This is a genomic window from uncultured Aquabacterium sp. (assembly GCF_913773725.1).
Taxonomy (GTDB): Bacteria; Pseudomonadota; Gammaproteobacteria; order Burkholderiales; family Burkholderiaceae_C; genus Aquabacterium.
Genome location: NZ_CAJYGK010000157.1, coordinates 20,010 through 32,493, shown reverse-complemented (window position 1 = coordinate 32,493; position 12,484 = coordinate 20,010). Strand labels below are relative to the sequence as shown.

11 protein-coding genes are annotated in these 12,484 nt (G+C 66.4%); all 11 read left to right on the top strand.

Translation table 11 applies throughout. The features are described from left to right. Positions 1 to 162 precede the first annotated feature (162 nt). Entirely contained in the window at positions 163 to 1,269 is a 1,107-nt protein-coding gene (locus QZ709_RS19250; RefSeq protein WP_294639163.1) for an RluA family pseudouridine synthase, read from the top strand. 355 nt (positions 1,270 to 1,624) lie between these two features. Then, on the top strand, positions 1,625 to 2,374 hold the full coding sequence (gene scpB / locus QZ709_RS19245) for an SMC-Scp complex subunit ScpB (protein ID WP_294639162.1): 750 nt from the start codon (positions 1,625 to 1,627) through the stop codon (positions 2,372 to 2,374). A 17-nt stretch (positions 2,375 to 2,391) separates the two neighbouring features. Beyond that, entirely contained in the window at positions 2,392 to 4,344 is a 1,953-nt protein-coding gene (gene rluB, locus QZ709_RS19240) for a 23S rRNA pseudouridine(2605) synthase RluB (protein ID WP_294639161.1), read from the top strand. 132 nt (positions 4,345 to 4,476) lie between these two features. Then, positions 4,477 to 4,902, top strand: coding sequence for a nucleoside-diphosphate kinase (gene ndk / locus QZ709_RS19235; RefSeq protein ID WP_294639160.1), 426 nt, complete (start codon positions 4,477 to 4,479; stop codon positions 4,900 to 4,902). Between the two features lie 30 nt (positions 4,903 to 4,932). Further along, a complete protein-coding gene (gene rlmN / locus QZ709_RS19230) occupies positions 4,933 to 6,075 on the top strand; it encodes a 23S rRNA (adenine(2503)-C(2))-methyltransferase RlmN (RefSeq protein ID WP_294639159.1) in 1,143 nt (380 codons plus the stop codon). Positions 6,076 to 6,132: 57 nt separating this feature from the next. Continuing rightward, positions 6,133 to 6,984: a type IV pilus biogenesis/stability protein PilW gene (gene pilW / locus QZ709_RS19225; protein WP_294639158.1), complete on the top strand. Its 852-nt coding sequence runs from the start codon at positions 6,133 to 6,135 to the stop codon at positions 6,982 to 6,984. Beyond that, positions 6,977 to 7,960, top strand: a complete 984-nt coding sequence (locus tag QZ709_RS19220) for a helix-turn-helix domain-containing protein (protein WP_294639157.1) — start codon at positions 6,977 to 6,979, stop codon at positions 7,958 to 7,960. Before pilW ends, QZ709_RS19220 begins: the two co-directional genes overlap by 8 nt. Beyond that, positions 7,957 to 9,231, top strand: coding sequence for a flavodoxin-dependent (E)-4-hydroxy-3-methylbut-2-enyl-diphosphate synthase (gene ispG / locus QZ709_RS19215; protein ID WP_294639156.1), 1,275 nt, complete (start codon positions 7,957 to 7,959; stop codon positions 9,229 to 9,231). The genes QZ709_RS19220 and ispG overlap by 4 nt, the downstream gene beginning before the upstream one ends. Positions 9,232 to 9,264: 33 nt before the next feature. Beyond that, positions 9,265 to 10,566: a histidine--tRNA ligase gene (gene hisS / locus QZ709_RS19210; RefSeq protein WP_294639155.1), complete on the top strand. Its 1,302-nt coding sequence runs from the start codon at positions 9,265 to 9,267 to the stop codon at positions 10,564 to 10,566. Between the two features lie 27 nt (positions 10,567 to 10,593). Further along, complete coding sequence (locus QZ709_RS19205) at positions 10,594 to 11,262, top strand: tetratricopeptide repeat protein (protein WP_294639154.1); 669 nt, start codon at positions 10,594 to 10,596, stop codon at positions 11,260 to 11,262. A 59-nt stretch (positions 11,263 to 11,321) separates the two neighbouring features. Then, complete coding sequence (bamB, locus tag QZ709_RS19200) at positions 11,322 to 12,482, top strand: outer membrane protein assembly factor BamB (RefSeq protein WP_294639153.1); 1,161 nt, start codon at positions 11,322 to 11,324, stop codon at positions 12,480 to 12,482. The last annotated feature ends 2 nt before the right edge of the window (positions 12,483 to 12,484 follow it).

The window sequence follows — 12,484 nt, the reverse complement described above, 5'->3', positions numbered from 1 at the left end:
GCGGGTGGTGAGGGATCGCCAGGTGGGGAAGGTCAGCAATGTCACGTTCTCGGTGTGCGGCCTGGCCGCGGTCAGTCTCGCCTTGCAGCGCCAGAGGCCGCAGTATAGAAGCCCTCGCCCGCATTTCCGTCTCGCTCCTGTTTCTCATCGCAACTTTGATTCATGGCCCGTACTCGCGCTTCCACCTCCGGCACGGCCGCGTCCCGGCTCGTCAGCCCGGCTTCCCAGGCGGGTGGAGCCGCTCTGTCGCTCGCGCATTCCGTCCCCGACTCCCTGGATGAAGTCGAACTCGACGAGGTGGAGGACGTTGCAGCCGAGGGAGCCACGGTTGAAGGCGAGGCACGCAGTTGGGTGGTGCCCGCCGGGGCGCACGGACAACGGCTGGATGCCTTTCTCGCCAGCGAGGTGACCGCCTATTCGCGCAGTCACCTGAAGTCACTGGTGGAGGCAGGGTGTGTGCAGGTTGCGGGCCAGGCGGTCACGACGGCCTCCCGCAAGGTTCTGGCGGGTCAGCGGGTGGAAGCCCTCCTGCGCCCGACGGCACAGAGTCAGGCCTTCCGGCCGGAGGCCATGGACTTGCCCATCGTCTTCGAGGACGCCCACCTGCTGGTGGTCGACAAGCCGGCCGGTCTCGTGGTGCACCCAGCTGCGGGGAACTGGTCCGGCACGCTGATGAACGGTCTGCTGGCTCACCACGCGGGGGCCAGCGAGTTGCCGCGCGCCGGTATCGTGCATCGCCTTGACAAGGACACCAGCGGCTTGATGGTGGTGGGAAAGACACTGCAGGCGGTGACGGCGCTGAGCCGGGCGATCGCGGCACGCGAGGTCAGTCGGCAGTATCTCGCCCTCGTCCATGGTGAAGTCGATTCGAGTTTCTCGGTGAACTCATCCATCGGCCGCGATCCGGTGACCCGTGTGCGTATGGCCGTGGTGCCATCAGGCAAGCCGGCGCGGACCGACGTACAGCGCTTGCTGGTCGGTGTCTGGCAGGGCCCTCAGGGATTGCCTCGAACGTACAGTGCGGTGCGCTGCACGTTGCACACCGGCCGCACTCACCAGATCCGGGTTCACCTCAGCAGCCGTCGACATCCCCTGGTGGCAGATGCCCTGTATGGCGGCGCGCCGGCGCTCGGCATGACGCGTCAGGCCTTGCATGCAACCCGGCTGGCTTTCGACCACCCTGTGACCGGCGAGCCGATGGTGTTCGAGGCCCCTCTGCCCGAGGACATGGCGGACGCGTGGGCCCTTCTGGCGGCGTCCGCCGCATGAGCGTGTGCCCGCTGCTTGACAGTGCTGCGGGAATACGGCATGTGCGCCAAAGCCAACTAGTGCATAATGCGACGATAGAAGAGCGGGTGAATGCCTTGTGGTGCACGGTCTCGGTGTGATCCGTGGATGCCTTGGCTCCGCTTTTCGGATTCCGTCTGGCATGCCTCGCGGAAGAGATGCGCCCCGCCGACGGCACCACGGATGCCAGCCCGGCCGGGCCCTGTCACCGAGCGGTTTCAATACCCCTTCGCGCCTGCCGGAGCGCATCCGGTTACGGCTTGGCTGTTCGCCGGCCCTGTCAAGGTCTGCATGAGCATCGCGGCGCTGCGGCCCGCGAAACAGATTGACTGACGAGATGGAAGTCCTCAATCCGCAGGAGTCCCTGCGTATCCTGGAAGCGGCATTGCTGTGCGCGCACCAGCCCATGTCACTGCGCGAGATGCGCCAGCTGTTCGATGACACCGTGTCCGCCGACACGGTGCGGTCGATGCTGGCCGAGATCTCGGCGCAGTGGGAGGGGCGTGGCGTGATGCTGTGCGAGGTTGCTTCGGGGTGGCGCTTCCAGACGCGCTCCGACGTCCAGGCCTACCTGGATCGGCTCAACCCTGAAAAGCCGCCTCGTTACTCGCGCGCCACGCTGGAAACGCTGGCCATCATTGCCTACAAGCAGCCCGTGACCCGGGGTGACATCGAGGACATCCGAGGTGTCACCGTCAGCTCGCAGATCGTGCGCCAGCTCGAGGAGCGCGGCTGGGTCGAGGTGATCGGTCACCGTGACGCGCCCGGGCGTCCGGGCCTGTACGCCACCACCCGGCAGTTTCTGGATGACATGGGCTTGTCGTCGCTGGCTCAATTGCCCACGCTGGAAGGGCTGCCGGTGGCTCAAGGCTTGTTGCCAGGCATGGAGGATGCCATGGACGACACCGTGGTCGACCCTGCTCACGCCGGGTCTGTCGAATCCGAGGACCAGCCCTCTCTGCTCGAGTCGGTGGAGTCTCCATCGGGTGTCGCCGTGACGGCCGACGCCCCCGCCGTGATACCCGCCGATCAGGACGCCAGTGCGACCGATGGCGCCCCCCTTTCTTTCCCCCCTTCGCACCCATGACCACCGAGTCTTCTCCCATGTCAGAACCCCAAGAACAGCCGCTGGCCGCCGAGGAAGCGGTCAAGCCCAAGCGCACGCGGCGCGCCAAGACGGAGGCCTCGCAGGTCGAAGCCGATGTGGTACCCGCGGTGACGGAGGCGGATGCCGCCGCACCGAAGCGGGCGCCCCGTCGCCGCAAGGTGGCCACCGAGGAGGGGAGCGTCGCAGCTGCCGAGCCGGCGACCGTGGCGATGCAGCCTGCGGACGCAGGGGCGTCGGCAGAAGAGGCCCCTGTCAAGCCGAAGCGTGCGCCGCGTCGCAAGCCGGTCGCTGTGGCAGAAGGGGGCGAGGAGGCTCAGCCGGCCGAGTCCGTCGCGGAGCCCGTTCGGGAGGTGGCCGCCCATGGCGTGATCGAGTTGGGGCCGGATGCCGAGGGCCCCGCTGCGGAAGGCGGTGAGCCGGGTGATCTGGCGGACGCTCCTCGTGCTGATGGGCGTGGTCGGGATGGCCGGGGCCGTCGTGACCGCGACCGGCGCCGTAACGAGCGGCCCTCGGCGGCTGCCGAGGCAGGCGACACCGTTGCGCAGACCGATGCGTCCGGTACGGACGCCGAGCAGCGGCCGTCTCGCCGTGCGGCCATCGCCGAGGAACAGGCCTCCGAGGTCTTCGCCGAACTGCTGTCGGGTGATTTCGACAAGGTGCGTGAAGAGGAGGCCGAGGACGCGGCAACCGACGACAACAGCCCTTACAAGCGTGTGCTGCGTCCCGAGCCCGACGCGCCCAAGCTGCAGAAGGTGTTGGCGCAGGCTGGCGTCGGCTCGCGCCGGGACATCGAACAGATGATCGAGGACGGCCGTATCGAGGTGAACGATCAGGTCGCCCACATCGGCCAGCGCGTGTCCCACGGTGACCGCATCAAGGTGGCTGGTCGTCCGATCAAGGTGCGTATTGCCCCGCAGCCGGCGCGCATTCTGGCGTACCACAAGCCGGTGGGCGAGGTCGTCACGCACGACGATCCGCAAGGGCGGCCCACGGTGTTCCGTCGCCTGCCCAAGCTCCACAACGGCAAGTGGATGTCGGTCGGGCGCCTGGACCTGAACACCGAGGGTTTGCTGCTGTTCACCAACTCCGGTGAGCTGGCGAACCAGTTGATGCACCCGCGCTTCGGCGTGGAGCGAGAGTACGCCGTGCGCGTGCTGGGCACCCTGGATGACGCCTCGCGTCAACGCCTGCTGGACGGTGTGGAGATCGACGGCCAGGCCGCGTCCTTCATTTCGATCAGCAATGGATTGGGTGAGGGCGTGAACCAGTGGTACCGCGTGGTCATCGCCGAGGGCCGCAACCGCGAGGTCCGCAAGCTGTTCGATGCCGTGGGTCTGACGGTGAACCGCCTCATCCGTGTTCGTTATGGCGCCATCGTTCTGCCGCGCGGCTTGAAGCGTGGCGTGTGGGTCGAGCTCAACGAGTCGGACGTCCGGGCCGTCAAGTCCCTGGCAGGCATGGACCGCGACCGTCAGGAGCAGGGGCGTGGCGGCAAGGGGCAGCAAGGCCAGAACAAGGGGCAGCAGGGTTTCAAGGGCAAGCAGCAGGGCGGTCGCCCACAAGGCGGACAGGGCCAAGGGCCTCGTCCCCAGGGTGGGTCCCAGGGCCAGCAGACCTCGCGCCCGCCTCGGCAGGATCGTGAGCCGGCGCCCCGTCGTGATCACGATGACGACTTCGACCACATCGGCCCCATCCCCAATCCCCTGGAGCAGACCTTCGATCGCCGTTTCGTCAAGAGCGGCTCCAAGCGGATCACGTCCGGCTTCGGACGTCCGGACCAGGACTTCGATCGCCAGCCGGCCGGCAAGCAGAAGGGGCCGCGTCAGCCTGATCCGATGCAGACCTCGGTCGGCTACATCGGAGCCGACGCCTTCTTCGGCAGCAAGTCGGGTGGCGGCCGCCGCGGTGGCGGTGGCGGTGGCGGCGGCGGCGGCCGCGGGCGTCGCTGATCGGCGCCGCGCGCCTCCGCACAAACCCCGTTGACTGCGCGGGGAATCACATGAGCGGCACGGGGTTTATGACACCGTGCCGCAGTACAATGCCAGGTTTTGTCAAGACCATTGAGCACATTGGAGAATCAAATGGCCATCGAACGCACCCTCTCGATCATCAAGCCCGACGCCGTTGCCAAGAACGTGATCGGCCAAATCGTCGCCCGTTTTGAAGGCGCTGGCCTGAAGGTCGTGGCGGCCAAGCTGGTGCAACTGTCGCGCGCCGAAGCCGAACAGTTCTACGCCGTGCACGCTGCACGTCCTTTCTTCAAGGATCTGGTCGACTTCATGGTTTCCGGCCCCGTGTTCGTGCAGGTGCTGGAAGGTGAAGGCGCCATCGCCAAGAACCGCGACCTGATGGGCGCCACCGATCCGAAGAAGGCCGCTCCGGGCACCATCCGCGCCGATTTCGCCGACAGCATCGATGCCAACGCCGTGCACGGTTCGGACGCTCCCGAGACCGCTGCAGTCGAAGTGGCTTTCTTCTTCCCCGGCATGAACGTCTACAGCCGCTGATCGGCTGCTGACGTCCCAAGAGGTCTGTACATGGACGCCGTCAACCTGCTCGATTTCGACCTGGATGGGTTGGCTGCGTTCTGCGAAAAACTGGGTGAAAAGCGCTTCCGCGCAACCCAGCTTTTTCGCTGGATCCATCAGAAAGGCGCGACCGACTTCGACCAGATGTCGGATCTCGCCAAGTCGCTGCGCAGCAAGCTGCGGGGCATCGCGACCCTGAAGCGCCTGCCAATCATCAGCGAACACGTTTCGTCGGATGGCACGATCAAGTGGCTGTTCGATGTGGGCGGCGGCAACGCCGTCGAAAGTGTCTACATTCCGGAAGACGACCGGGCCACGCTCTGCATTTCGTCGCAGGCGGGCTGCGCTGTCGGCTGCCGTTTCTGCTCCACGGGGCATCAGGGCTTCAGCCGCAACCTCAGCACCGGCGAGATCATCGCTCAGCTGTGGCACGCCGAGCACGCCTTGCGTCAGCGTCTGGGCACCTCAGAGCGCATCATCAGCAATGTCGTGATGATGGGCATGGGCGAGCCGCTGCAGAACTACAACGCACTGGTTCCCGCGCTGCGCACCATGCTGGATGACCACGGCTACGGCCTGTCGCGCCGCCGCGTCACGGTCTCCACATCGGGCGTGGTGCCCATGATCGAACGCCTGCGTCAGGACTGTCCTGTCGCGCTGGCGGTTTCGCTGCACGCTCCCAACGATGCTTTGCGTGACGAGCTGGTTCCGCTCAACCGCAAGTACCCCATCGCCGAGTTGCTCGCGGCCTGCAACAGCTACCTCGAGTCAGCGCCCCGCGACTTCATCACCTTTGAATACTGCATGCTCGACGGAGTCAATGACAGCGACGAGCACGCACGCCAACTGATCGCGCTCGTGAAGGGGCGCATCAACTGCAAGTTCAACCTGATTCCTTTCAACCCCTTCCCGGCGTCGGGCCTCAAGCGTTCTGACGCGGCTCGGGTGCAGGCCTTCGCGCGCCTGCTGGCGGACGCTGGCATCGTCACGACGGTACGAAAGACCCGGGGCGATGACATCGACGCCGCCTGCGGCCAGTTGGCTGGCGAAGTGCAGGACCGCACGCGCGCACACACGCGCATGCTCCGTCAGCCGGTGGCGGTCCGGGTCGCCCCTCCCGTGTCGGGCGAGCGGCAGCGTTCGGGCCACTGAGCGAGGCCAGCCGGCCTTGCGCCTACACTGTCAGCCCCCTGTCCAGGAGATCGCTGAATGAGGAAAGTGTCTGTGTCCGGGCTTGGACTGCGCTGTTTCAAGCGTGTGGTCCTGACGGCTCTGCTCGCACAGTTGGGCGCTTGCGCCACGGGCGGAGCGCCGACCCCATCCCGGCCTGCTGCGCCTTCTGCGGCCACACGCGGTGACATCGTCACGGCTTCCGACGAGTCGGAAGCCCGTCGCCGTGCCCGCATTCGTCTTGAATTGGCGACGGCTTATTTCGGGCAAGGGCAGTTTGCAACGGCGCTGGATGAGGTCAAGCAGGCGCTGTCGATCGATTCCTCTCTGCCGGCTGCCTATGAAATGCGGGCTTTGATCTACGCGGCAATGGGCGACCAGCCACGCGCCGAGCAGGGCTTCCGTGAAGCGCTCGCCATCGATCAGCGCAACGGCAGTGTGTTGCACAACTACGGCTGGTACCTGTGTCAGCAAAGACAGTACGCCGCTGCGGACGCCCTGTTCGAACGGGCGGCGAGCCTGCCTCAGACCGTGGCGACCAGCAAGACCTTGCTGGCGCGCGGCGTCTGTCAGGTCGCGGCGGGCCTGTACCCGGAAGCCGAGAAGACCCTGTCACGCTCTTTCGAGCTGGACTCGTCCAACCCGGCAACGGCGTTCAACCTGGCTGCGGTGCTTTATCGCCGTGGCGAACTGGAGCGGGCGCGCTTTTACATTCGCCGGGTGAACGCCGCGCCCGAGCAGGTGACGGCAGAGTCGCTGTGGCTGGCTGCGCGCATCGAGCACAGGCTGGGCAACCCCGGCGGGCGGGACGAACTCGCGGCCCAGTTGCGCAGCCGCTTCCCCTCGTCTCGCGAGACGACCGCTTTAGAACTCGGACGATTCGATGACTGAGCAACTGTCACCCACAGCAGGCCCGTCGGCACATGAGCCCAACGCCGCGGCAGCCGGCGCGAAGCTCCGGTCGGCACGCGAAGCACAGGACATGAGCCTGGAGTACCTCGCCACCACACTGAAGGTCACGCCGGCCAAGCTGGAAGCCCTGGAGCGCGGAGACCTGTCGTGCCTGCCGGACGCCAATTTTGCGCGGGCGCTGGCCAAGGCAGTCTGCCGTCAGCTGCAGATCGATCCTCAATCTGTGCTGGCTGATCTGCCATCCAGCCGCACCATGCCGCTCGGCCCCGAACGCGAGCCACTGAATGCACCGTTCAAGGAACGTCGCAGCTCGGGGACCCTGTTTGATCGTGCCGGATCGGGCGGCGCCTGGAAGGCCTTGCTGTCCCCGCGCTGGCTGGCGCCCGCGGTCTTGCTGGCCGGGGCACTGATCGTGTATCTGCTGCCGGAAGACCTGAGCCTTCCCGACTGGTGGTCGGCGGGCAGCAGTCAGCCTGCTGCCGTGGCTTCTGCGGCGTCCGGCCCGCCTGGCCAGGGAGCCTCCGAGCCGGTGTTCGCTCCGGTCACGGCCGGTTCCGAGCCGGCCGTGGCAGGCAGCGATCCCGTTCCCGCCCCCCTGACCGCAGAGGCCATCGTGGCCCCGAGCGATGCGGCGCCGGTCGCGGCATCGGCCTCTGGCAGCGAGCCGGCTTTGCGTGCAGCGCCGGACTCGCCCCCGGTTCCATTGCCCCCGGAGGGGCCCGCCCTCGTCGGTCTGCGTGCCGCAGCGGACGCCTGGATCGAAGTCCGAGACGCCAGCGGCCGCAAGGTGTATTCCGGTTTGCTGAAGGCAGGGCAGTCGGCGTCCGTGGATGGGCAGCCCCCGATGCGTCTGCGCATCGGCAACGCGCCCCACGTCCAGCTCACACACAAAGGCCAGCCCGTCGATCTGACCGCTTACATGCGCAACAACGTTGCCCGCCTCGAATTGCCATGAGCCTTGCCAATTGTTCTCTGATTGACGTTGCCTATCCGGCACCCCGACGTTCTCGCCAGGCCCGTGTGGTGTGGGGCGCGCGCGTGGTGACCATCGGCGGGGATGCGCCCGTGCGCGTTCAGTCCATGACCAATACCGATACGGTCGATGTGATCGGTACGGCCATCCAGGTCAAGGAACTGGCCCAGGCCGGCTCCGAGATGGTCCGCATCACGGTCAACACGCCGGAAGCGGCGCAGGCCGTGCCGCACCTGCGTGAACAGCTCGATCGCATGGGCGTCGATGTGCCGCTGGTGGGCGATTTCCATTACAACGGCCACCGTTTGCTGACCGAGTTTCCGGCATGTGCGGAGGCACTGTCCAAGTACCGGATCAACCCTGGCAATGTGGGCAAGGGTGACAAGAAGGACCGCCAGTTCGCGCAGATGATCGAGGCGGCGATGCGTTACGACAAGGTCGTCCGTATCGGTGTGAACTGGGGCAGCCTGGATCAGGAGTTGCTCGCTGCACTGATGGACGAGAACGCGCGGAGCGCGGAGCCCTGGTCCGCACAACAGGTCATGTACCAGGCCCTGGTCAACTCGGCGCTGCAGTCGGCTCAGGCTGCGCGTGACCTGGGCATGAAGCCCGAGCAGATCATCTTGTCGTGCAAGGTCAGTGGTGTTCAGGACCTGATCAGCGTGTACCGCGGGCTGGCTGCCCGTTGCGATTACCCGCTGCACCTGGGGCTGACCGAGGCGGGCATGGGCACCAAGGGCACGGTCGCTTCGGCTGCCGCCCTGTCCATCCTGTTGCAGGAAGGCATTGGCGACACCATCCGCGTTTCGCTCACGCCCCAGCCCGGCGAAGCGCGCACGCAAGAGGTCGTGGTCGCGCTCGAGATCCTTCAGGCGCTGGGCCTGCGCACCTTCGTGCCCAGTGTCACTGCCTGTCCCGGTTGCGGGCGAACCACCAGCACGGTATTCCAGGAACTGGCCAAGCAGATCGACGACTTCCTGAGGGCGCAGATGCCGGTGTGGCGTTCTCGCTACCCCGGTGTCGAAAACCTCAAGGTCGCGGTCATGGGGTGCATCGTCAACGGTCCGGGCGAAAGCAAGCATGCCGACATCGGCATCAGCCTGCCGGGTACCGGCGAGGCCCCCGCCGCACCGGTGTTCATCGATGGCGAGAAGGCGCTGACCTTGCGAGGCGACCGCATTGCGGACGAGTTCATGGCACTGGTTCAGACCTACATCGAACGCCGTTTCGGTCAGGATCGCCCTGCGGCCTGACCTTCTCTCTTTCTCAAGCACAAGAACAATTCCATGGCCGAGATCCTGAAAGCCATCAAAGGCATGAACGACATCCTGCCGCCCGAATCGGCGCGGTGGGAATGGCTGGAGGACGTCGTGCGACAGCTCATGCGTCGCTATGGCTTCCAGAACATGCGCACGCCCATTGTCGAACCCACGGCGCTGTTCGTTCGGGGACTGGGTGAGGTGACCGACATCGTCGAGAAGGAGATGTACTCTTTCGAGGACAGCCTCAACGGTGACCGACTGACTCTCCGTCCCGAGGGCACGGCAGGCGCCGTGCGCGCCATCAACGAGCACAGCTTTCTGTACGAAGGCGGCAAGCGGCTCTACTACATCGGCCCGATGTTCCGGCACGAGCGTCCGCAGAAGGGTCGCTACCGTCAGTTCCACCAGGTCGGTGCCGAGGTGCTCGGTTTTGCCGGTCCGGATGTCGATGCAGAACTCATTCTCATGACGGCAGCGCTGTGGCGAGACCTCGGGCTCCAGGTAGGCGCTGACGTCAAGCTGCAGCTCAACAGCCTGGGGCAGCCCGAGGAGCGCAGGGCCCACCGTGAGGCCCTCATCCACCACTTCGAGGCCGATGCCGACTTGCTTGACGAGGACGGCAAGCGACGCCTCCACAGCAACCCGCTGCGCATCCTCGACACCAAGAACCCCGCGATGCAGCCGGTGGTCGAGACTGCACCCCGCCTGCTCGATTTCCTGGGCGAAGCGTCTCTGGCGCACTTCCAGGCCGTGAAGGCAGCGTTGGAGGCCGCCGGTGTGCCATACGAAGTCAATACACGCTTGGTGCGTGGGATGGACTACTACAACCTGACGGTGTTCGAGTGGGTCACGGATCGCCTGGGGGCTCAGGGCACCGTGTGCGGCGGCGGTCGTTATGACGGGCTCGTCGAGCAACTGGGCGGCAAGCCTGCTCCTGCAGTGGGCTGGGGGCTTGGCATGGAGCGCCTGCTGCTGCTGCTGGAAGAGGTCGGCGTGCCGGCCCCCGAGACCTCGGCAGACGCCTTTGCCATCGTGCTGGCGGGCACGCCTCAGCCCCTGGTGCTCGCGGCCCTGGAATCGCTGCGCGCAGAAGGGATCTCTGTGGTGCTCAACCCGGCGGGCAAGGACGGTCCGGCCAGCCCGAAGTCACAGTTCAAGAAGGCCGATGCCAGCGGTGCGCGTCACGCGCTGGTGTTCGGCCCGGATGAGGTCGCCAAAGGCGTGGTGGCGGTCAAGCCGCTTCGAGACGGCGGCGAACAGACTCAGCAGCCTCTCAGTGACGTGAAGTCCTGGGCTCCGTCGCTGCGAGCCGGTCGCCCCTCATAATCCCTGGATTGCTACACCATACACATCATGGCGACTTTTGACCTTGAGCAACAGGAGCAGCTCGACCAGTTCAAGCACTTCTGGAAGAAGTACGGCAACCTGATCACCTGGACCCTGGTGCTGGTTCTGGGCGCTTATGCGGCCTGGACGGGGTATCTGTACTGGCAACAGAAGCGCAGCGTGGCCGCCAGCGGCCTTTATGAAGAAATGGACCGTGCTGCAGAAGCGCGCCAGACGGACAAGGTCGTTCAGGCCTTCGCCGACCTGAAGTCCGGTTACGCCGGCACGGCGTTCGCCGAGCAGGGGGCGCTGCTGGCGGCCAAGGTGGCTGCCGATGCTCAGAAGCTCGACGAGTCGAAGGCCGCCCTGCAGTGGCTTGTCGACCATGGAAAGAACGAGAGCCTGGTCGCTGTCGCGCGCCTGCGCCTGGCGGGCCTTCAACTGGATGCGAAGTCCTACGACGACGCCCTCAAGACGCTCGACGCCAAGCTGCCGCCCGAGTTTGCCGCACTGGCCGATGACCGGCGTGGCGACATCCTGCTCGCGCAGGGCAAGAAGGATGAAGCGGCCAAGGCGTTCAAGGCCGCTTGGACGGCCATGGACGAGGGCGTCGAGTACCGCCGTTTCATCGAAGGCAAGCTCACCTCGTTGGGGCAGGCCCCCAGCGCACCTCAGGGTGCCGCCTCGGCGCCGTAAGGCGTTGCCTCGTCGTTCTTCCAGCCCGGGACCGGGTGCTCTGCTTATCTTCTCAATCCATGCGCAACCTCACAGCCCAGCAGGTTTCCCAGCCTGGCAGCGCCCTCCGGGCAGCGGCTCTGGCTCTGTCCCTCGCGGCCCTTGCCTTGTCGCTCGGCGGCTGCGGCAGCAGCAAACCTCAACCTGCACCGCTTGAACGCTTTCAGCCGGTGTCCCGGCTTGCCGTGACCTGGTCCCAGCGTGTGGCCGAAGCCGGTGTGCCTACCAGCCTGGCCGTCGCGACCAACACGGTGACCGTCAGCGGGGTGGGGGGCGAAGTGGCCCAGTTCGCGCTGGACAGCGGGAAGCCGATCTGGCGCGCCGACCTCCGCGAGTCTCTGTCTGCCGGGGCGGGAAGCGATGGGCGCTTTGCCGCCGTCGTCACCGCCCAGAACGATCTGGTGGTGCTCGATCGCGGCGCGCCGGTGTGGCGAGAGCGCCAGCCGGGTCGCGTGATCACGGCGCCTCTGGTTGCGGGGGAACGGGTGTTCGTGCAAGGCGTCGATCGCGCCGTGCGTGCTTACGATGTGCGAGACGGACGGTGGCTGTGGCAGTACCAGCGCCCGGGGGGCGAACCGCTGGCGCTCTCGTCGCAGAGCGTGCTGACGCCGTTCCGGGACACCCTGCTGGTGGGGCAGGGCGCCCGGCTGGTCGGGCTTGATCCGCTGCGCGGCACCGTTCGCTTCGATGCCAGCGTCGGGACGCCCCGAGGCACCAACGAAGTAGAGCGTCTGGCCGACCTGGTCGGGCCAGCTGCTCGCGCCGATGACGAGGTCTGCGTGCGCGCTTTCCAGTTCGCGGTCGCGTGCTTCGAACTCAACCGTGGCAGCCTGCGCTGGAGCCGTCCTCAAAGCGGCACTCAGGCTGTCGCGGCCAGCGACGCCGTCGTGGTCGGGGCGGACAGCACCGATCGACTCACCGCCTGGAAGGCCGAGAACGGCGACCTGCTGTGGCGCGTGGACCGTTTCACCCACCGCGGGCTGAGTGCGCCTGTTGTCTGGGGCGACAAGCTTGCTGTGGTCGACCAGGAGGGCTATCTGCACCTGCTCGCACTGGCCGACGGTCGCAACCTGGCCCGATTCGAACTGGATAGCGCCCTTGCGGCCGCTCCGGTCGTGGTCGACCAGCAACTGCTCGTTCTTACCCGCAAGGGCACGCTGTCCATGCTGCGTGCCAACTGATT

What these genes read in the sequence shown, in the direction of transcription:
- QZ709_RS19250 (WP_294639163.1), top strand. Translation starts at nt 163, where the DNA reads ATGGCCCGTACTCGCGCTTCCACCTCCGGCACGGCCGCGTCCCGGCTC.
- scpB (WP_294639162.1), top strand. Translation starts at nt 1,625, where the DNA reads ATGGAAGTCCTCAATCCGCAGGAGTCCCTGCGTATCCTGGAAGCGGCA.
- rluB (WP_294639161.1), top strand. Translation starts at nt 2,392, where the DNA reads ATGTCAGAACCCCAAGAACAGCCGCTGGCCGCCGAGGAAGCGGTCAAG.
- ndk (WP_294639160.1), top strand. Translation starts at nt 4,477, where the DNA reads ATGGCCATCGAACGCACCCTCTCGATCATCAAGCCCGACGCCGTTGCC.
- rlmN (WP_294639159.1), top strand. Translation starts at nt 4,933, where the DNA reads ATGGACGCCGTCAACCTGCTCGATTTCGACCTGGATGGGTTGGCTGCG.
- pilW (WP_294639158.1), top strand. Translation starts at nt 6,133, where the DNA reads ATGAGGAAAGTGTCTGTGTCCGGGCTTGGACTGCGCTGTTTCAAGCGT.
- QZ709_RS19220 (WP_294639157.1), top strand. Translation starts at nt 6,977, where the DNA reads ATGACTGAGCAACTGTCACCCACAGCAGGCCCGTCGGCACATGAGCCC.
- ispG (WP_294639156.1), top strand. Translation starts at nt 7,957, where the DNA reads ATGAGCCTTGCCAATTGTTCTCTGATTGACGTTGCCTATCCGGCACCC.
- hisS (WP_294639155.1), top strand. Translation starts at nt 9,265, where the DNA reads ATGGCCGAGATCCTGAAAGCCATCAAAGGCATGAACGACATCCTGCCG.
- QZ709_RS19205 (WP_294639154.1), top strand. Translation starts at nt 10,594, where the DNA reads ATGGCGACTTTTGACCTTGAGCAACAGGAGCAGCTCGACCAGTTCAAG.
- bamB (WP_294639153.1), top strand. Translation starts at nt 11,322, where the DNA reads ATGCGCAACCTCACAGCCCAGCAGGTTTCCCAGCCTGGCAGCGCCCTC.